Source organism: Kitasatospora sp. NPDC058444 (assembly GCF_042721415.1).
Lineage (GTDB): Bacteria > Actinomycetota > Actinomycetes > Streptomycetales > Streptomycetaceae > Kitasatospora.
Genome location: NZ_JBHXLL010000063.1, coordinates 19,660 through 38,906, shown reverse-complemented (window position 1 = coordinate 38,906; position 19,247 = coordinate 19,660). Strand labels below are relative to the sequence as shown.

The window sequence follows — 19,247 nt, the reverse complement described above, 5'->3', positions numbered from 1 at the left end:
TGGCGCCCCGCGTCCCGGGGGCGACCGTCCGCGTCCCGCCGGTGCTCCGGGTGCCGGTGGCGCCCCGCGTCCCGGTGGCGACCGTCCGCGTCCCGCCGGTGCTCCGGGTGCCGGTGGCGCCCCGCGTCCCGGTGGCGACCGTCCGCGTCCCGGCGGTGCTCCGGGTGCCGGTGGCGCCCCGCGTCCCGGTGGCGACCGTCCGCGTCCCGCCGGTGCTCCGGGTGCCGGTGCCCCCCGTCCGGGTGGTGCCCCGCGTCCCGACGGCATGCCGCGTCCGGCCGCGCCGCGTCCCGGCGGCCCGACCCCGTCCGGCATGCCGCGCCCGAACCCGGGCATGATGCCGCAGCGTCCGGCCGGCCCGCGTCCGGGTCCGGGTGGCCGTGGTCCGGGTGGCCCCGGTGGCCGTCCGGGTGGTCCGGGTGCCGGTGGCGCCCGTCCGGGCTTCCAGGGCCGTCCGGCCGGTCCGGGCTCGCGTCCGGCCGGTGGCGGTGGCTTCGGCGGTCCGCGTCCGGGTGGCGGCGCTCCCGGCGGTGGCGGTGGCTTCGGCCCGCGTCCCGGCGGCTTCGGCGGTCGTCCCGGTGGCCCGGGTGCCCGTGGTGGCACGCAGGGTGCCTTCGGTCGTGGCCCGGGCGGTCGCCCGGCTCGCGGTCGCAAGTCGAAGCGGGCGAAGCGCCAGGAGTACGAGGCCATGCAGGCCCCGTCCGTCGGCGGTGTGATGCTGCCTCGCGGCAACGGCCAGACCGTTCGCCTGTCGAGCGGCGCCTCGCTGATGGACTTCGCGGAGAAGATCAACGCCAACCCGGCCGCGCTCGTCTCCGTCATGTTCAACCTCGGTGAGATGGTCACCGCGACCCAGTCGGTCTCCGACGCGACCCTCGAGCTGCTGGCCGGCGAGATGGGCTTCCAGCTGGAGATCGTCAGCCGGGACGACGAGGACCGCGAGCTGCTGGAGTCGTTCGACATCGACTTCGGCGCCGACGAGGGCGACGAGGACCAGCTGGCCCCGCGCCCGCCGGTCGTCACCGTCATGGGTCACGTCGACCACGGTAAGACCCGCCTGCTGGACGCGATCCGCAAGTCCAACGTGGTGGCCGGCGAGGCCGGTGGCATCACCCAGCACATCGGTGCCTACCAGGTGGCGACGATGGTGAACGGCGAAGAGCGTCCGATCACCTTCCTCGACACCCCGGGTCACGAGGCGTTCTCCGCCATGCGTGCCCGTGGTGCCAAGTCCACCGACATCGCGATCCTGGTGGTCGCGGCCAACGACGGTGTCATGCCGCAGACGGTCGAGGCGCTGAACCACGCCAAGGCCGCCGGTGTGCCGATCGTGGTCGCCGTCAACAAGATCGACGTCGAGGGCGCCGACCCGACCAAGGTCCGCGGTCAGCTGACCGAGTTCGGCCTGGTGGCCGAGGAGTACGGCGGCGACACCATGTTCGTCGACATCTCCGCCCGCCAGGGCCTGAACATCGACCAGCTGCTGGAGGCCGTGGTCCTGACCGCGGACGCCTCGCTGGACCTGCGGGCCAACCCCGACCAGGACGCGCAGGGTATCGCCATCGAGGCGCACCTGGACAAGGGCCGCGGCGCCATGGCGACCGTGCTCGTGCAGCGCGGTACGCTCCGCGTCGGCGACTCGATCGTCGTGGGCGACGCCTACGGCCGCGTCCGCGCGATGCTGGACGAGAACGGCAACAACCTCTCCGAGGCCGGCCCGTCCCGTCCGGTGCTGCTGCTCGGTCTGACCTCGGTGCCCCGCGCCGGCGACAGCTTCATCGTCGTCGACGAGGACCGCACCGCCCGTCAGATCGCCGAGAAGCGCTCGGCCCGCGACCGCAACGCCGCCTTCGCGCAGCGTCGGGTCCGGGTGTCCCTGGAGGACCTGGACAAGGCCATCGCCGCCGGCTCCATCGAGCAGCTCAACCTCATCATCAAGGGTGACGTCTCCGGTTCGGTCGAGGCCCTCGAGGACGCCCTCGTCAAGCTGGACGTGGGCGAGGAGGTCGAGCTCCGGGTCCTGCACCGCGGTGTGGGTGCCATCACCGAGTCCGACGTGGACCTGGCGATGGGCTCGGACGCCATCATCATCGGCTTCAACGTGCGCGCCGAAGGCCGTGCGCGCGCCGCGGCCGACAAGGAAGGCGTGGACGTCCGGTACTACTCGGTCATCTACCAGGCGATCGAGGAGATCGAGAACGCCCTCAAGGGCATGCTCAAGCCGGAGTACGAGGAGGTGCGCCTCGGCGCCGCGGAGATCCGCGAGGTCTTCCGCTCCTCCAAGTTCGGCAACATCGCCGGTGTCCTGGTCCGCGACGGCATCATCCGCCGCAACGCCAAGGCCCGCCTCATCCGCGACGGCAAGGTCGTGGCGGAGAACCTCTCGATCGAGGGTCTGCGCCGCTTCAAGGACGACGCGACCGAGGTCCGCGAGGGCTTCGAGGCCGGTGTGACCCTGGGGTCGTTCAACGACATCAAGGTCGAGGACGTCATCGAGACCTACGAGATGCGCGAGAAGCCGCGCGCCTAGTCGGTGTCAGCCGGGGCCGGTCGACGGGTGGTATTTCCGTCGACCGGCCCCGGTCTCGCTGTGTAGGGTCCGGGAGTAGTCAGACACAGCGGTGCCAGCCCGGTTCCGGGCTGCTCCCCGAGGCCTTCCAGGTCGGCGAGACCTGTCATACATGTTCGTGGGAACACTCACCTTCGACCTGCTGCTGGGCGACGTCCACTCGCTCAAGGAGAAGCGTTCGATCGTGCGGCCCATCGTGGCCGAACTGCAGCGCAAGTACAGCGTGTGCGCTGCCGAGACCGGGAACCAGGACCTGCACCGCCGGGCCGAGATCGGCCTCGCGGTGGTCTCCGGCGAAGCCGGGTACGTCACCGAGGTCCTGGACAGCTGTGAGCGGTTGGTCGCCGGCCGCCCCGAGGTGCAACTCCTCTCCGCGAGGAGGCGCTACCACAACGACGACGATGAATGAGGTCCGTGGAGCCGGGCGGCGGAAGTCGCCGTTCTCACACGGATCAGGACCGAGAGCGCCCGCAAGGCCGGGCGCGGGCCGGTACTTTGGGGCGTGGGCCCCGACGGGTGCGCAGCTCGCCCGGGTACCGGGCCCACTGCACGAGGAGGCAACGTGACCGACACCGCAAGGGCGCGCAAGCTCGCCGACCGCATCCAGGTGGTCGTCGCCCAGACCCTGGAGCGGCGGATCAAGGACCCCCGCCTGGGGTTCGTGACCATCACCGACACCCGGGTGACCGGAGACCTGCGCGAGGCCACCGTCTTCTACACCGTCTTCGGTGACGAGACCGAGCGCGAGGCCACCGCGGCCGCGCTGGAGAGCGCCAAGGGCGTGATCCGCTCCGAGGTCGGCAAGATCGGTGTGCGCTTCACCCCGACGCTGACCTTCGTCGCGGACGCGCTGCCGGACAACGCCCGGAACATCGACGACCTGCTCGACCGGGCCCGCACCTCGGACGCCGCCGTGCGCACCCAGGCCGCGGGGGCGAGCTACGCCGGCGACGCGGACCCGTACCGGGTCCCGGCGGCCGAGCGTGACGACGAGGACGAGTAGTCATGGCGGGTGAGCCGGCGCGGGCCGCCTCGCGAGCCGGATCGACCACGGGGGCGTCCTCCACCACCACGGTGGAGGACGCCCTCGCGGCGCTCCCGGGCCCGCGCACCGAGGAGAGCGGGTTCGAGCTGCTCTGGCAGCAGGTGGTGGCGGAGATCGGGCGGGCCCGTTCGATCGACCTGATCTGCCACATCTGCCCGGACGGCGACGCGCTGGGCTCCTCGCTGGCGGCCGGGCTGGCGCTGCGCGCGCTCGGCAAGCAGGTGCGGGTCTCCTTCGGCGACGACCCGCAGATCGTGCCCGAGTCGCTGGCCTTCCTGCCCGGCCAGGAGCTGATCGTGCCGGCCGCCGAGGTGCCGGACGTGCCCGAGCTGGTGCTCTGCTTCGACGTGGCCGCGGAGAGCCGGCTCGGACTGCTGCACGACAAGGCCTTCGCCGCGCCCGTCCTGGCGGTGTTCGACCACCACGCCTCCAACCCGGGCTTCGGCACCCACCAGCTGATCGACCCGACCGCTCCGGCCACGGCCGTGCTGGTCGACGAACTGCTGCGCCGGCTCGGCGTCGAACTGGACCAGGAGCTGGCGACCTGTCTCTACACCGGTGTCGCGACCGACACCGGTTCGTTCAAGTACCGGGCCACCACGCCCGCCACCCACGAGCTGGCCGCCCGGCTGCTGGCCACCGGCATCCGGCACGACCTGATCTCCCGGCAGCTGTGGGACACCTCGTCCTTCGGCTACCTCAAGGTGCTCGCGGGCGCGCTCGACCGGGCCGTCTACGAGCCGGAGGCCGCCGACGGCCTGGGACTGGTGTGGACCTGGGTGCCGTACCAGGACCTCGCGCTGTTCAGCGTCACGGTCGAGGAGATCGAGGGACTGATCGACATCCTGCGCCGCCCGGCCGAGGCCGAGGTGGCGCTGGTGCTCAAGCAGGACCCGGACGGCACGCTGCGCGGCTCCTCGCGCTCCAAGGGCGTGGTGGACGTCGCCGCGGCCTGCGCCGAACTGGGCGGCGGGGGGCACGTCTACGCGGCCGGCTTCAGCGTCCGGGAGGACGTGGTCGCGGTGGTCGAGCGGTTCCGGGGCGCGCTGCGGCCGGTACGTTGATCATCTCTGCTGATGTTGTTGAGAGAAAGAACCCGATGAAGCGCAAAGGCACCGGCCCGGACGGCCTGGTGATCGTCGACAAGCCCGAGGGCATCACCTCGCACGGGGTCGTCGCCAAGCTGCGGTGGCTGGCCGGGACCAGGAAGGTCGGGCACGCCGGCACCCTGGACCCGATGGCCACCGGCGTGCTGGTGATCGGCCTCGAGCGGGCCACCCGACTGCTCGGCCACCTGATGCTCACCGCCAAGACCTACGAGGCGACCGTCCGGCTCGGCCAGACCACCGTCACCGACGACCGCGAGGGCGAGGTGACCTCCTCGACCCCGGCCGACGCCGTCACCCGGGAGGCGATCGACGCCGGCATCGCGGCGCTCACCGGCGAGATCATGCAGGTGCCGTCCAAGGTCAGCGCGATCAAGATCGACGGCAAGCGCTCGTACGCCCGGGTGCGCGAGGGCGAGGACTTCGAGCTCGCGGCCCGGCCGACCACGATCCACTCCTTCACCGTGCACGAGCAGCGCGCGGCGGTCGCCGAGGACGGCACGCCGGTGATCGACCTGGACGTCACCGTCGAGTGCTCCTCCGGCACCTACATCCGGGCGCTGGCCCGGGACCTGGGCGCCGGGCTGGGCGTCGGCGGGCACCTGACCGCGCTGCGGCGCACCAAGGTGGGGCCGTACTCGGTGGAGTCGGCGCGCACCCTGGAGCAGCTGGAGGCCGAGGTCACCGGCGAGGCCGCCAAGGGGCTGGAGGTGCTGCCGATCGCGCAGGCCGCGGCGGCCGCCTTCCCGCGCTGGGACCTGGACGAGGCCTCGGCGCAGAAGCTGTCGCACGGCGCCCGGCTGAGGGCGCCCGGCCTGGGCGTGGACGGTCCGATCGCGGTGTTCGGGCCGGACGGGCGCTTCCTCGCGCTGGTCGAGGAGAAGGACGGGCAGGCGAAGCCGGTCGCGGTCTTCGTCGGCTGACGGCCCCGCCGCCGTTCGGAGCCCCCTTCGGGAGTCATCCCGACGGGGGCTCCGCCGTTTCCGGATCCCCTTCACCCGCGCGAGGGAGCGCGCGGAGTGAACGCCCGTGGTGAGCGGCGCGGGCGCGGTCGGGCCCCGGCTCCGGCGGGCAGGCTCCGGACAGCGGGTGAGCGACGGCCGAGGGGGCACGAGATGCCGGGGTTTCCGGAGGGCGATCCGGGGCGGTACCTGCTGCGGATCCGCGACCTCAACGGACGGCTGCACGGCTTAGGGTTCGTCGCCGACCCGCCGGGGGGCGTGCTCACCGCGCACGAGAGCGTGGCCGGCCTGGACCGGATCGTCCTGCACACCCCCGGCGGGCAGACCAGGGTGCTCGGGCCGGACGCCGTGCTGGCGCTGCCCGAGCACGGGCTCGCCCTGCTGCGCACGGAGGCGGTCGGCGGGCTGCCGGTGCCGCCGCTGCCGCTGGCCGCCGTCACGGCCGTGCGGGAGGTGCTGCTGCCCGCGCTGGCGGGGGAGGACGGCCGGGTGGTCGCGCTGCGCTGCGGGCTGCTCGGGGTCACCGGCGCGGCGTACGGCGGGCACCGGCTGGGCGGGGTGCTGCTGCTGGACGTGCCGGTGGTCGGCGGGGTCGCGGTCCCGGCCGGCTCGCCGGTCCTGGACGCCCGCAGCGGGGCGGTGGTCGCGCTGGCCGCCCCGGCCGTGGGCGGGCCCCGGCACGGCGGGGCGCTGCCCGCGGTGGCGGTCGGGGCGGGCCGGCCGGTCGGCGCGGGGCCGGCGGGCGGGACGGAGGCCGCGGAGGTGCTGGCCGGGCTCCTGGCGGCCAACGCGGCCGCGGTGCCCGGCTACGGACCGGCGCTCAACCTGGCCGGGGTGCTGCGGCTGACCGCCGCCCAGGTGACCGCCGCCGGCGCCGGACCGGGGCGGGTGGCCCACCTGGCCGCCGACCGGGTGGACCGGCCGGACGGCCTCGCCGGGGACGAGCCGGCCGCGACCGTCACCGTGCTGGTCGGCGCCCCCGGCAGCGGCCGCACCACCGAACTGGCCGCGCTGGCCGCCCGCCGCCACGGCGGCGCCCACCCACGGCCCACCCTCTGGCTGCGCGGCGCCGACCTGCACGCCGGGGACCGCTCGCTCGCCGAGCCGGTGGAGCGGGCGCTGGCCGCCGCCGCGGCCGGACTCGGCACCCCGGCGCCCGCGCCCGAGTCTGTGGCGGCGCTCTGCGCGGCGGCCGGCCGGCCGCTGCTGGTGGTCCTGGACGGCCCCGAGGAGGCCCCGCTGCCGGTGGACGCGCGCTGGCTGCGCGGCGCCGGCCAGTGGCTGACCGGCTGCGGGGCCCGGCTGCTGACCGCCTGCGGGGAGGAGCTCTGGGAACTGCTCGCGGCCGAGACCTGGGGCAGCGGCACCCCCGGCCCCCGCCCCACGGCGGAGCCGCACCCGCTCGGCGACCTGGGCAGCGCCCCCACCGTGCGGATGGACGGCCGCAGCCCGGGCGGGCCGAGCCTGTCCGCACAGCGGCTCGGCCCGCTGCCGCCCGAAGCGGCCGAGCGGGTGCGCCGCCGGTACGGGCTGCCCCCGGGCCGCCCGGCCGCCGCCGAGGACGCCCGGCACCCGCTGGCCGTCCGGCTGGCCGGGGAGCTGTGGGCCCAGGGGCTGCACGACGGGCCGGTGCGCCGGGGCGAACTGTTCGGCGCCTTCCTGGACCTGCGCTGCCTGCGGGTGGCCCAGCGGCTGGCCGAGGACGGCCGGCCGCGCCGCCCGGGCGCCCACCGCCGGGGCGCGGTGCGGGCGGGCGGGCCGCGGCGCCGGCGGGAGCGCCGGCTGGCGGCGGCGGTGGCCGGGCGGGTGCACGAGGCGGCCCGGCGGATGCTCGGCAGCCGGTCGGGCGGCGGGCTGGACCGCGCCGTCTTCGAGGAGCTGTTCCCGGCCGAGGGCGGCTGGGCCACGGCGGTGCTCGCCGAGGGCCTGTTCGTCCCGGCCGGGCCCGGATTCCGGTTCGCGCACGGGGAGTTCGCGGACTGGCTGCAGGGCCGGCACCTGGATCTGGACGCTGCGCTGGGGCTGCTGCTCGGCGAGGCCGAGGACACCCCGCCCGGGCCCGCCGGGGAGCCGGAGGAGCCCGGCGGCCACCGCGCGGGGGAGCCGGCCGCCGGGGCGAACGCCGTCCCCCGGCACCGGATCGGCCCGGTCGTCGCCGCGCTGCGCCGGGTGGCCGAGACCTGGGGCGCCGGCGCCCTCGACCCGTGGCTGCACCGGATCTGGCGCGCCCTGGACCTTCGCCCGCCGGGCAGCGAACCCGCCTGGTGGGCGGCACGGTTGCTCGCCGCGGGCCTGGCCGTCGGTCCGGACCCGGCCGAACACCGGGCGCTGCTCGACCAGTTGGCGTCCCGGATCGCCGAACGGGCCGGCCCGGCGGGCGCGGCGGCGCTCCCGGCGGCCGGGCTCGGCCGCTTCGGCCCGGACTTCTGGACCGGTCTCGGCCTGCCCGTCGAGGCCGAACTCGCCCTGCTGCGCCGCCTGCTGCCCGCCGACGGCCCCGGGCAGCGCTACCTCGCCGTGGCGGCCGAGCGGTTGCGCGCCGACCCGGTCGCGGTGTTCCCGCTGCTCTGCGCCTGGTTCGAGGACGAGCGCGGTCTTCCGGGGCGGCCCGGCCGCACCGTCGCCGACGTCGCCCACGACCTGCTGCACGCCCACCGCCGGCTCGCCCTCGACGAGTTGGCCGACGCGCTGGCCGCCGCCGCGCACCCGAGGGCGGACGCCCTGCTCACCGTGCTCGCCGCCGAGGAGCCGTCCGCGCTCTGCCGGGCGGTGGACCGTTGGAGCCACGACCGGCGGGCCGAACGGCACGTCGCGGCCGCCGTGCACGCGCTGGGGACCGCCCCGTACGCCTCCGGTGCCGGAGCGGAGCTCCTGCGGTACACCGCGCTGACCCTGCTGGCCCGGGAGGACGAGCCCGGCCTGCACGGGGCCGCGCTGGCGCTGCTGGTCGGCGATCCGGCGACCAGGGCCGGGTACCTGCCGGCCGCCCTCGCCCGGTTCCGGGCCGGCGGTGACGTCTTCCTCACCCCCAGGGCGCTCGCCCCGGCCCTGGAGAGCGACCCCGAGCCCGTCCTGGCCGCGCTCGTCGACCGGTGGGCCGCCCCCGGCGGGTCCCTCGCCGAGACGCTGCGGGTGCTGGCCGACGCCACCGCCCCGGCGGCCGTGCGGCGGGGCGCCGAGCTGGCGGCCGGGCTGCTGCGGGCGGACCCGGCGCCGGCCGGTCCGGTCGCCGTCGACTACCTCGGCCGTCGGCTGGGGCGCGCCGCCGCCGTCGGCCCGGCCGACCGGCTGGAGCTGCGGGTGCTGCTCGGCGTCGCGCTGGCCGCCCGCGGCGCGGCGGTCCGGCGGCCGTTCGCCGAGGTGCTGTCCGTCCCGGTGGCCGACCCGGCGGCGGACGCGCTGCGCTGCGAACTGCTGGACACCCTGCTCGCCACCGAGGCCGACCCGGCGGTGCTGACCACCGCCGTGGAGCGGCTCGCCGAGCACTGCGCGGCCGAGAACCCCGCCCGGGCCAGGGCGGTACTGGCGCGGGCCACCCCGGGGCTGCCGGGCGCGGACGAGCTGCTGGTGCGCTGCGCCGGGCGGTCGGCGGCCTTCGCCCGGCTGCTCGCCCGCTGGCCGTCCGGTGCCGCTCCGGCCGCCCCCGACGGCCCCCGGCTGGCCCGGATGCGGGCCCTGGTGGCGGCCGGACGGGACCCTCAGTACGCCGCCGCCGAGGCCGAGCGGGCCGTGTCAGGGCGGGCGGCGGGGCCCTCGGTGGGCTCAACCCGTATTCCGGTGCCTGAGCCGGGGCAGGCGCATGGCACGCTATAGGGGTTCGGGTTTTGAGCGTTTGAGCGTACAGAGGGTACGCACCGTACGGAACAAGGAGCGGTCAGGTGCAGCGCTGGCGTGGCCTGGAGGAGATCCCCGGGAACTGGGGACGCAGCGTCGTCACCATCGGCTCGTTCGACGGGGTGCACCGCGGACATCAGCTGATCATCGGGCGGGCGGTCGAGCGGGCCCGCGAACTCGGGATCCCGGCGGTCGTGGTGACCTTCGACCCGCACCCGCGCGAGGTCATCCGCCCGGGCAGCCACCCGCCGCTGCTCGCGCCGCACCCGCGCCGCGCCGAGCTGATCGCGGAGCTGGGCGTGGACGCGGTGCTGGTGCTGCCGTTCACCACCGAGTTCTCCAAGGAGTCCCCGGAGACCTTCGTCCGGCAGGTGCTGGTGGACGCGCTGCACGCGCGGGTCGTCATCGAGGGCCCCAACTTCCGCTTCGGCCACCGGGCCGCGGGGGACGTCGCGCTGCTCGGCGAGCTGGGCCGGGCGGACGACTTCGAGGTCGAGGTGATCGACCTCCAGGTGTGCGGTACGGCCGGGGACGGCGAGCCGTTCTCCTCCAGCCTGACCCGCCGGCTGGTCGAGTCCGGGGACATGGCCGGCGCGGGCGAGGTGCTGGGCCGTCCGCACCGGGTCGAGGGCGTGGTGGTGCGCGGCGCGCAGCGCGGCCGCGAGCTGGGCTACCCGACGGCCAACGTCGAGACCGTGCCGCACAGCGCGATCCCGGCCGACGGCGTGTACGCGGGCTGGCTGACCGCGCAGGACGAGAGGATGCCGGCGGCGATCTCGGTCGGCACCAACCCGACCTTCGACGGCACCGCCCGCACCGTGGAGGCCTACGCCATCGACCGGGTCGGCCTGGACCTGTACGGGCTGCACGTGGCCGTGGACTTCCTGGCCTACCTGCGGGGGATGGAGAAGTTCGACTCCATCGACGCGCTGCTGGACCGGATGGCCGACGACGTCAAGCGGGCCCGTGAGCTGACCGACGGCGTCTGACCGACTGGGTCCGAGCGCCGCGACAGCGGAAGGGGGCCCACCGACACCAGGTCGGTGGGCCCCCTTCCGCTGTCTCACTGCTGCGGCGGGTAGCCGTAGCCCGGCCCCGGCTGCTGTCCCCAGGGCGCCCCGGGAGCGGGCTGCTGCGGGTAGCCGTAGCCGGGCGGGGGCGGCGGGACCTGGCCGGGCTGCGGGGCCCACGGCGCCCCGGGGGCGGGCTGGCCGGCCTGCTGCGGGTACGGCTGGGGCTGCTGCGGGTCGGCGTACGGCTGGGGGTAGCCGGGCTGGGCCTGGGCCTGCTGCTGCCAGCCGGCCTGCTGGGCGGCGGCCTGCTGGGCCCGGACGATGTCCTCGCCGACCAGGGTGGCCAGATCGAAGTAGGCCTCGCGGACCTTGGGCCGCATCATGTCGAGGTTGACCTCGGCACCGGCCGCCAGGCTCTCGTCGAACGGCACCACGATCACGCCGCGGCAGCGGGTCTGGAAGTGCGCGACGATGTCCTCGACCTTGATCATCTTGCTGGTCTCGCGCACCCCGGAGACCACCGTGATGCTGCGCTGCACCAGGTCCGCGTAACCGTGCGCGGAGAGCCAGTCCAGGGTGGTCGAGGCGCTGGAGGCGCCGTCCACGCTGGGGGTGGAGACGATGATCAGCTGGTCGGCCAGGTCCAGCACCCCGCGCATCGCGCTGTACAGCAGGCCGGTGCCGGAGTCGGTCAGGATGATCGGGTACTGGCGGCCCAGCACGTCGATCACCTGGCGGTAGTCCGAGTCGTTGAAGGTGGTCGAGACCGCCGGGTCGACGTCGTTCGCCAGGATCTCCAGGCCCGAGTTCAGGTCCTGCGAGGTGAACTGACGGATGTCCATGTAGCTGCGCAGGTGCGGGATGGCCGTCACCAGGTCGCGGATGGTCGCGCCGGTCTGGCGCTTGACCCGGCGGCCCAGGGTGCCGGCGTCCGGGTTGGCGTCGATCGCGATCACCTTGTCCTGGCGCTCGCTGGCCAGGGTCGCGCCCAGCGCGGTGGTGGTCGTGGTCTTGCCGACACCGCCCTTGAGGCTGATCACGGCGATCCGGTAGCAGCTCAGCACCGGGGTGCGGATGATCTCCAGCTTGCGGGTCTTCTCGGCCGCCGCGGCCTTGCCGCCGAACTGGAAGCGCGGCTGCTGGCGCTGCTGCTTGGGCTGGCTGCGCAGCAGCCGGTCCGAGGACAGCTCGACGGCGGCGGTGTAGCCGAGCGGCGCGCCGTGCGCGGTCTGCTGCGGGGCGGCGGCCTGCTGGAACGCGCTCGGCTGCGGGGCCTGCGGCTGCTGCTGCCACGGCTGTCCGGGCTGCCCCGGCTGCGGCTGTCCGGGCAGGGGCTGTCCGGGCAGGGGCTGGCCCTGCGGACCGGGCTGCGGCTGGGCCGGCTGCTGGTACGCGGCGGGCTGCGGCCAGCCGCCCTGGCGCGGGTCCACCGGACCGGGCTGCGGCGCCGGACCGGGCTGCTGGGGGACGGCGGGCTGCGGTGCCTGCTGAGCCTGCTGGGCCTGCTGAGCCTGCTGGGCCGCCCACGCGGCCTGCGGGTCCCAGGCCGCCGGCGGGCCCTGCGGGTCCTGGGGGAGCTGTGGCGGGGCCTGCTGGACGGGCGGCTGTGCGAAGTTCTGCGACTGACCCGGCTGACCGGTCAGCCCGGGCGGTGCGGTCGCGGCGGGCCCAGGCGCCGGGTAGGGCTGCGGGACGGGCTGCTGCGCCGCCGCCTCCGGCATCGGCCAGGCCGGGGCGCCGGGCTGCGGCTGCTCGGCGACCGGCGGAGTCGGGGAGGGCGCGGGGAACGGGACGTGCTGCGCCTCGGCCTGCACCGGCGGAGCGGGCACCGCGGGCGTGGGAGCGGGCGTGGGAGCGGGCGCCGGCGAGGGTGCCGGAGCCGGGGCGGCGGGCGGCTCGGCCTCGGCGGCCGGGGCCGCGGCCTGGCCGGGCACCGGGGCCTGGGCCTGCTGCGCCGGAGCGGGCTGAGGGGCCTGGGCCTGCGGGACCTGCGCCGGTGCGGCGGCGGGCGCCGGGGCGCCGGGTGCCGCGGCGGCCGAGGCAGCCGAAACCGCCGGAGCGGTCGAAGCGCCCGGAGCCGCCGAAGCGCCCGGAGCGGGTGCGTTCGCACCCGCCGCCGGCTCGGTCTGCACGTACCAGGACGGGGGAGTGTAGTCAGGCGCGTCCGACCAGTCGTCGTCGTCCTCCGCCGCGTTGTCGCCGACGTAGACGCCGTCCCGATCGCTGCTCACTCTGGCTCCCTCGTGTTCGCCGCCGCTTGTTCAGCGGTGCCGTTGCCGCATCAAAGACTAGGCCGTACGGCAACCCCCGTTGAAGGCGGCTTCGCTTCCCCGCCGGTCCGCCCGGTGCGGCGAGCCGCTGCTCAGTTCATCCGGCGCGGCCCGCCGAGCACCTGCTGTTCGGCCTGTCCGGCCACGGCCCGTACGTACTGACGGCGCATCCTGGTCGCCCACAGCGTCAGGTCGTCGCCGAGGCTGGGCAGGGCGGCCACGTCCTCCGGCGGCAGGGACAGGACCCGGCCGGTCAGTTCCGCCTCCTGCGGCGAGATCCGCTGCACGCCGACCAGGTCGGCGGCGTTCAGCACCCGGGAGGCGTTCGGGCCCAGGTAGGGCAGCAGGGTCAGGGTGGTCTGCCAGGGGGCGGCGGAGAGCCGGCTTCGTGGCGGTCGGGCGCCGAGGTCGCGCACCACCAGCACCGGCGAGGCCACCGAGGCGCCCTGCGGGCCGAGCCGGCCGACCTGGTGGATCGTCACGCACGGCTGGCCGCCGCCGGCCGCCTGGGCCATCGGGCCCCACAGCTGTCCGCGGGCGGTCTCCACGGCGACCCGGGCGCCGATCGCGGCCGCCCGCAGCGCGATGACCTGCGCCGTCCACATGCCGCCGACCAGCACCAGGTCGTACGAGGTCGGGCGGAACAGGCCGAGCACCGCGGGCAGCCCCTGCGGGTCGACGCCGATGACCACGCCGTCGTCGCCGACCGGGAAGGCCAGCGACGCGAGGTCGGCCGGCTCCAGCACGTGCTTCTCCCGGCGCGGGCCGCGCAGCCCGAACCCGGGCAGGATCCGCGGCCGGGCCCGGCGCTGCTCGGCGCCGGGCTGCGGTCCGGCGGTGGGGTAGGTCTGGTACGCCATCAGGAAGCCCCTCCGAGCGGCAGGGTGGCGAGCATGCCGGGGGCCTGCTCCAGGTCGAGCCGGACCAGGCCGAGCCCGGTGCTCTGGGCCCGGGTCTCGACCTGGCGGCCGATCTGGCCGACCTCGCTCTCGTTGCGGCCGGTCACCCGCAGGTGCCCGCTGACCGTCACCGAGCCGCCGGTGCCGTGTCCGGCGGTCAGGCTGAAGGTGCTGGCGAGGGCGGGGGAGCCGGTGATCAGGTTGACCAGGTCCGGTGCGGCGATCCGGCCGGGGGCGCCGCCGGGGCGGCTCAGCTGCGGCCAGCGGGAGATCCAGTACGTGGTGTGCCAGCGGTCGTCGATCCGCCAGAACCGGTTGCCCTCCTGGGTGCGGCGGGTGGTGCCGCCGCCGCTGCCGGTGCCCTGACGGCCCGCCACCGCGATCGGGTTGGCGCAGGTGGAGATGGCCAGTGCGGCGATCAGCTCGCGCTCGTCCAGGACGGTCGCGTTGAAGCCGGCGCTGTTGAGCCGGCCGGCCAGCTGGTCGGTGACCCGCTGCAGCGCCTTGCGGGCGCCCTCCTCGCCGCCGCCGCGGGCCCGGACGGCGGTCGCCGCGCGCTCCGGGTCGAGCTTGAGGGCGATCCAGGTCAGCCGCAGCCCGGGGGTGGAGGTGCCGTCCGGCAGTTCGCGGTAGGCGCGGGCGGCCAGCGACTGCTCGGGCAGGTGCGGGGCCGGGGCGGGCTGGGTGTGCTGGACCAGCTGCACCGACTCCAGGGTGATGTCGTCCACCGTGAGCGCCGAGCAGATCACGTCCAGCGGCAGCGGCAGCGCGGTGCGCACCGGCCGCAGCGGCTGGTCCTTGGCCTGGACGAGCAGCACCGAGCTGAGGAAGGTGCCGTCGCCGACCATGCCGGTCTCCCGGCGGACGGGGCGGCCGCCGAACTCGGCCTCGGTGGCGTGGGTGCAGGTGCGCAGCCCCGGTTCGAGCTCCAGCGCCGGCGCCAGCGCCGGGTCGGTGCCGGCCGGCGGCAGCAGCGTCCTGGCCTGCTTGCGGCGGGACTTGAGGGCGGCGCGGACCCGCAGCAGCTCGGGGACGGTGCGGCCGCGCACCGGGAGGAGCGCGAGCACGAGCAGCACCAGCGCGACCGCGCCGAAGCCGGCCGCGACCGGGCGGCTGATCGTCCAGCCGACCGCGACCAGGGCCGCGGCGACCTCGACCAGGACGAGCTGCTGGAGCTTCAACCGCCCACCGAGCAGCCCCGGTCGGGGGTTGATCCGGACCTGGACGGCCCCGCCGCCCCCGCTTCCGGTCGGCTGGGGCCGGGCGGTCCCGGTCCCCGTTCCCGTCTCGGCCGCCGGTGCGCTGTGCTGCGCCCGGCCGGCCCGGCGCGACCTCCCGCCGCCCGCACTGCGGCGGCGTCCTGGAGCGGTCTGGCTTGGCATCCCCCGGTGGCCCTCTCTGATCCGTTGTCGCGGCCCGGCTGGCTGTGTCGCGGACCGTACCCGTACCGTACTCACCGTCTGCTGCCGCATCGTAGAGGGTTCGCGCCGGTTCGTGCCCGGCGGGTGACCACGGGGCCGGTCGGTCTGACAACGCCCGACAACGTCTGACAAGGGGGACGACGAGGTATGGCATCGCGCCGGGACGAGCTCAACGCGTACACCTTCGCCCGCAAGCGCACGGTGGGCGCCTTCCTGCTGCCCGCCGGCGGCGGCAGCGACGAGGACGCGCCGCGTCCGGTGAAGGCGGTGCTGCCGAGTGTGCTGGCCGGGGCGGTGTTCGTGGCCGGGTTCGGGATCCTGGGGGTCTTCAAGCCGAGCGCGCCGGTGAAGTGGGACGACGGCAAGAACATCATCCAGGGCAAGCAGTCCACCACCCGGTACGTGGTGCTCCTCGACCAGGACAAGAAGACCAGGCGGCTGCACCAGGTGCTCAACATGTCCTCGGCGCGGCTGGTGCTGCCCGCGGGCGCCAAGGTCGTGGTGGTGGACGACGGGGTGCTCGACCGGTACCCCAACCACGGGCCGACGATCGGAATCCCGTACGCGCCGGACAAGTTGCCGACCACGGACCACGCCGACAAGCCGATGAAGTGGGCGGTGTGCGACCGCCCGGGCTCGGACGACAAGCAGGAGACCGTCAACCAGGCGGTGTTCGTGGCGGCCGGTGCGGACGCGGCGAACCTGGCGGCCAAGGACCGGATGCTCGGACCGGACCAGCTGCTGCTGGTGCAGCAGGCCGACGAGCAGCAGGTCTCGGCCGCGCCGGTGCCGGGTCAGCCGGCCGCCGCGGGGGCGGAGGTGTACCTGGTCGACGCGCAGGGCCGCAAGCACCTGATCGGCTCCCCGCAGTCGGACGACAAGGAGCGCAAGGCGCTGATCACCGCGGTGTTCGGGCCCAACGCGGTGCCGCAGCGGGTCAAGCGGGAGTGGCTGGAGACCCTGGTGAAGGCCACCCCGATCACCTTCCCGGCGGTCGAGGGGGTCGCCGACAGCCAGGGCGCCAACTCCAAGGTGGAGCTGAGCAACCAGGCCGACCGCCGGGTCGGCCGGCTGGTGCACTACCAGGACCGCCACTACGTGGTCGGCAAGGAGCAGCTCTACCTGGTCACGCCGTTCCAGGCGGAGCTGATCCGGCAGAACCCGGCGTACCAGATGCTCTACAAGTACGACCAGGACAAGAAGCCGCGCAGCGACGAGATGACCCCGGCCGACAACGCCCAGTGGGGCGGCGACGTCGCCCTGAAGGGCACCGTGGTGGACTGGCCGCTGAAGACCGGCGCGCCGGTGAACAACCAGCAGGACCGTCAGGACGCCCGGATGGTCGTGTGCAGCACCTACGACGGCGTCGCCGAGGACGGCACGACGGCCAAGCGCAGTGTCTGGGCCGGGACTTCGTACCCCGCGTCGTACAACAACGGCGCCGGGGCGGCGTACGTGACCCCCGGCCACGGGCTGTTCTACCGCTCGCTGGACAAGGCGGCCGCCGGCTCCGGAACCGACTTCCTGATCACCGAGACCGGGTTGCGCTACTCCGTCCCGTCCAACACCGACGGCGGCCCGCGCCCCGGCGCCTCGCCGCAGCCCGGCCAGAGCGGTGCCGCGAAGCCGCCGACCCCGCAGGCCACCGCCACGCCGGCGCCCGGGGCCTCCGCCCAGGACCCCGGCCAGCAGCAGGAGGAACCCGGCGGCAACCAGGCCAGGTTGGGCTACCAGGGCGTCCAGCCGCTGCCCGTGCCGAAGGAGTGGTCGGACCTGGTTCCGGCCGGCCCGCCGCTGACGGCGAAGAGCGCCGCCCAGCCGCAGAACGCCTGACCGGCCAGGCACGGCAACCGAATTGGCACCAGTGTCATGGTCTGGTAACTAGTCAGTGATCGGTGTTGGGCGAGCTGCGTGTGCCGACTACAGTGCTGCTGGACATCACACGGGTGATGTGGCGGGAGGCCCGCGAGGGCCGTCCGTGCGCAGAAGAATGTTGTCTCATGGGGGACGGTGGAGCATGGCTCAGGGTCAGTTCACGATGACCGCGCAGGAGATGCTGGCGTTCGCCAAGCAGATCGAAGAGGCCATCGGCAAGATCGAGGCCGAGCGGACCAAGCTGATCAGCACGGTCTCCGGCATCACCAGCGGTTGGCAGGGCCAGGCCGCGAGCGCCTACACGAACCTGCAGAACCGGGTCAACGAGGACATCGCGAAGCTCAAGGAGTCGCTGACCGCGATCAAGCACGCGATCGAGCTGACCACCAAGCACTACGCGAGCACCGAAGAGGAGCAGAAGGCGATGTTCTCCTCGGCCCAGGGCTGATCACCGCATCCGCGCTGATCGTCGCACCCGCGCCGACCGCCGTTCTGTCCTGATCCACCGCTCTGCGGAGCGCCCGCCGCTGACCGCGTGGCGCTCCGCATCCTCAAGGGAGACACCGTGTCCGACCACATTCTCGTCAACTTCGAGACCGTTCACCACGCGTCCGAGGAGGTCAAGGCCTCGGCGAGCCGCATCGACCACCTGCTGAACGACCTCAAGGGCAACGTCACCCGCATCGCCGCCAGCTGGCAGGGTGCCGCCCAGCAGGGCTACCAGGCCCACCAGGCGCAGTGGGACGCCCGCGCCGCCGACCTCCAGCAGACCTGCACGCAGATCGCGACCTCGCTGGACCAGGCCGCGCAGAGCTACCGGACGACCGAGGACGCCAACGCCAAGCTCTGGGGCTGACGTTCGGGTTCCGTAGGGAACGGCGTTCCGTAGGGGACAGCAGGGGGCGGGTACCCGGATTCCGGGCACCCGCCCCCGACGCGCGACACGGGTGGACGACATGAGGGGTGGCAGGGTGTCCCGACACGGGTACCGGAAGGCGGCGGCGGCGTTCGCCGCGCTCGCGGTGCTGGGCGGTCCGCTCGCCGCCCCGGCGTACGCGGAGAGCGGGCCCGGGCTGGCCGCGGCCGGCGACTGCCCCAAGCCCGCGCCCGACGTGCAGACCGTGCCGTGGTCGCTGCAGCGCCTGCTGCTGAACGAGCTGTGGCAGGACGGGAAGACCACCGGCGTGGGCGTGAAGGTCGCGGTCATCGACACCGGGGTCGACCAGGGCAACCAGCAGCTGCTGGGCCAGGTCCGGGCGGACCCCGAGGGCAAGCAGATGGTCGACAAGGTGCAGGCGGGCTCCAACCTGCTGGTCAACCGGGAGACCAAGGAGCCGATCAAGGGCGCGTCCACCGAGGACCCGGTCGGCCACGGCACCAAGGTGGCCGGCATCATCGCCGCCCGCGTCAGCAAGCAGACCGGTTTCGTCGGACTGGCCCCCGACGCCCAGATCCTCTCGATCCGGCAGAACGACAGCGACGGCAACGGCGACGTCTCCACCCTGGTCCAGGCGATCAGGGAAGCGGTCGGCAAGGGCGCCAGGGTCATCAACATCTCCCAGGACGTGCGCGGCGCGGGCGACGCCCGCTTCGGCGGCTACCAGGACCTGAAGGCCGCCGTCGAGTACGCCGAGGCGAACGACGTCGTGGTGGTCGCCTCCACCGGGAACGACGGCAAGGAGGGCGACACCTACCCCGGCGCCTTCCCGACCGTGCTGGCCGTCGGCGCCTCCGACCGCAACAACGAGCGCGCGCCGTTCTCCCAGTACGGCAGCTTCGTGAAGGTGGCCGCGCCCGGTGTCGACATGCTGTCCACCGTGCCCGGGGGCGGCCAGTGCGTGGACAACGGCACCAGCTTCGCCGCCCCGTACGTCTCCGGTCTCGCCGCGCTGCTGAGGGGCGCCCATCCGAACTGGAAGGCCGCCCAGGTGCGGGCCTGGATCGAGCAGAGCGCGCAGCGCACCCAGCGCGACCCGGACACGTTCATCGGCTGGGGCGTGGTGGACCCGGTCAAGGCCGTCACCAAGGCCCCCGTCGACGCGCCCTTCGCGCCCGTCCCGGACGCCCCGGTGCAGCTCGCCGCCGCGCCGATCGTGCCCCGCCCGGTGGGCCTCGGCGAGACCCAGGCCGACCGCGACGGCCGCACCGCGACGTACGTCCTCGGCGTCGGCGCGCTGCTGATCGCCCTGCTGATCGGCGGCGGCACGGTGCTGCGCGACCACCGGCGCAAGTCCGCCGACTGACGCCCGCCCG

General features: G+C 74.9%; 14 protein-coding genes. 11 read left to right on the top strand and 3 right to left on the bottom strand.

Annotated elements, in window-relative coordinates; genetic code table 11:
• From infB to ACFWP2_RS37020, 7 genes are all read left to right on the top strand, one after another.
• Positions 1 to 2,530, top strand: a 2,530-nt coding sequence (infB, locus tag ACFWP2_RS37050) for a translation initiation factor IF-2 (protein WP_380460031.1), incomplete at its 5' end; no start/stop codon positions are given.
• Between the two features lie 151 nt (positions 2,531 to 2,681).
• Positions 2,682 to 2,978: a DUF503 domain-containing protein gene (locus ACFWP2_RS37045; RefSeq protein WP_030289887.1), complete on the top strand. Its 297-nt coding sequence runs from the start codon at positions 2,682 to 2,684 to the stop codon at positions 2,976 to 2,978.
• 153 nt (positions 2,979 to 3,131) lie between these two features.
• Positions 3,132 to 3,572, top strand: a complete 441-nt coding sequence (rbfA, locus tag ACFWP2_RS37040; protein ID WP_380460029.1) for a 30S ribosome-binding factor RbfA — start codon at positions 3,132 to 3,134, stop codon at positions 3,570 to 3,572.
• Positions 3,573 to 3,574: 2 nt separating this feature from the next.
• Positions 3,575 to 4,678: a bifunctional oligoribonuclease/PAP phosphatase NrnA gene (locus ACFWP2_RS37035; protein ID WP_380460027.1), complete on the top strand. Its 1,104-nt coding sequence runs from the start codon at positions 3,575 to 3,577 to the stop codon at positions 4,676 to 4,678.
• A 35-nt stretch (positions 4,679 to 4,713) separates the two neighbouring features.
• On the top strand, positions 4,714 to 5,643 hold the full coding sequence (gene truB, locus ACFWP2_RS37030; protein ID WP_380460025.1) for a tRNA pseudouridine(55) synthase TruB: 930 nt from the start codon (positions 4,714 to 4,716) through the stop codon (positions 5,641 to 5,643).
• Positions 5,644 to 5,835: 192 nt separating this feature from the next.
• Positions 5,836 to 9,495 carry a serine protease gene (locus ACFWP2_RS37025; RefSeq protein ID WP_380460023.1) on the top strand — a complete coding sequence of 1,220 codons (3,660 nt, stop codon included), beginning with the start codon at positions 5,836 to 5,838 and terminating at the stop codon, positions 9,493 to 9,495.
• A gap of 65 nt (positions 9,496 to 9,560) precedes the next feature.
• Positions 9,561 to 10,505, top strand: a complete 945-nt coding sequence (locus ACFWP2_RS37020) for a bifunctional riboflavin kinase/FAD synthetase (RefSeq protein WP_380460021.1) — start codon at positions 9,561 to 9,563, stop codon at positions 10,503 to 10,505.
• A 74-nt stretch (positions 10,506 to 10,579) separates the two neighbouring features.
• On the opposite strand, the gene ACFWP2_RS37015 is transcribed toward ACFWP2_RS37020, so the two are convergent.
• The 3 genes from ACFWP2_RS37015 to eccE all read right to left on the bottom strand — a co-directional run bounded on the left by ACFWP2_RS37015 (position 10,580) and on the right by eccE (position 14,879).
• Complete coding sequence (locus tag ACFWP2_RS37015; protein ID WP_380460019.1) at positions 10,580 to 12,760, bottom strand: MinD/ParA family protein; 2,181 nt, start codon at positions 12,758 to 12,760, stop codon at positions 10,580 to 10,582.
• 131 nt (positions 12,761 to 12,891) lie between these two features.
• Positions 12,892 to 13,659 (bottom strand): hypothetical protein, encoded by a 768-nt coding sequence (locus ACFWP2_RS37010; protein ID WP_380460017.1) that lies wholly within the window; start codon positions 13,657 to 13,659, stop codon positions 12,892 to 12,894.
• Positions 13,659 to 14,879 carry a type VII secretion protein EccE gene (eccE, locus tag ACFWP2_RS37005; RefSeq protein ID WP_380460015.1) on the bottom strand — a complete coding sequence of 407 codons (1,221 nt, stop codon included), beginning with the start codon at positions 14,877 to 14,879 and terminating at the stop codon, positions 13,659 to 13,661. The genes ACFWP2_RS37010 and eccE overlap by 1 nt, the downstream gene beginning before the upstream one ends.
• Before the next feature lie 387 nt (positions 14,880 to 15,266).
• Between eccE and ACFWP2_RS37000 the strand changes: the two genes are divergently transcribed.
• From ACFWP2_RS37000 to mycP, 4 genes are all read left to right on the top strand, one after another.
• Entirely contained in the window at positions 15,267 to 16,952 is a 1,686-nt protein-coding gene (locus ACFWP2_RS37000; RefSeq protein WP_380460013.1) for a type VII secretion protein EccB, read from the top strand.
• A gap of 184 nt (positions 16,953 to 17,136) precedes the next feature.
• Positions 17,137 to 17,442 (top strand): WXG100 family type VII secretion target, encoded by a 306-nt coding sequence (locus ACFWP2_RS36995; RefSeq protein WP_380460011.1) that lies wholly within the window; start codon positions 17,137 to 17,139, stop codon positions 17,440 to 17,442.
• A 117-nt stretch (positions 17,443 to 17,559) separates the two neighbouring features.
• On the top strand, positions 17,560 to 17,850 hold the full coding sequence (locus ACFWP2_RS36990; RefSeq protein WP_380460009.1) for a WXG100 family type VII secretion target: 291 nt from the start codon (positions 17,560 to 17,562) through the stop codon (positions 17,848 to 17,850).
• Positions 17,851 to 17,950: 100 nt separating this feature from the next.
• Entirely contained in the window at positions 17,951 to 19,237 is a 1,287-nt protein-coding gene (mycP, locus tag ACFWP2_RS36985) for a type VII secretion-associated serine protease mycosin (protein ID WP_380460007.1), read from the top strand.
• The last annotated feature ends 10 nt before the right edge of the window (positions 19,238 to 19,247 follow it).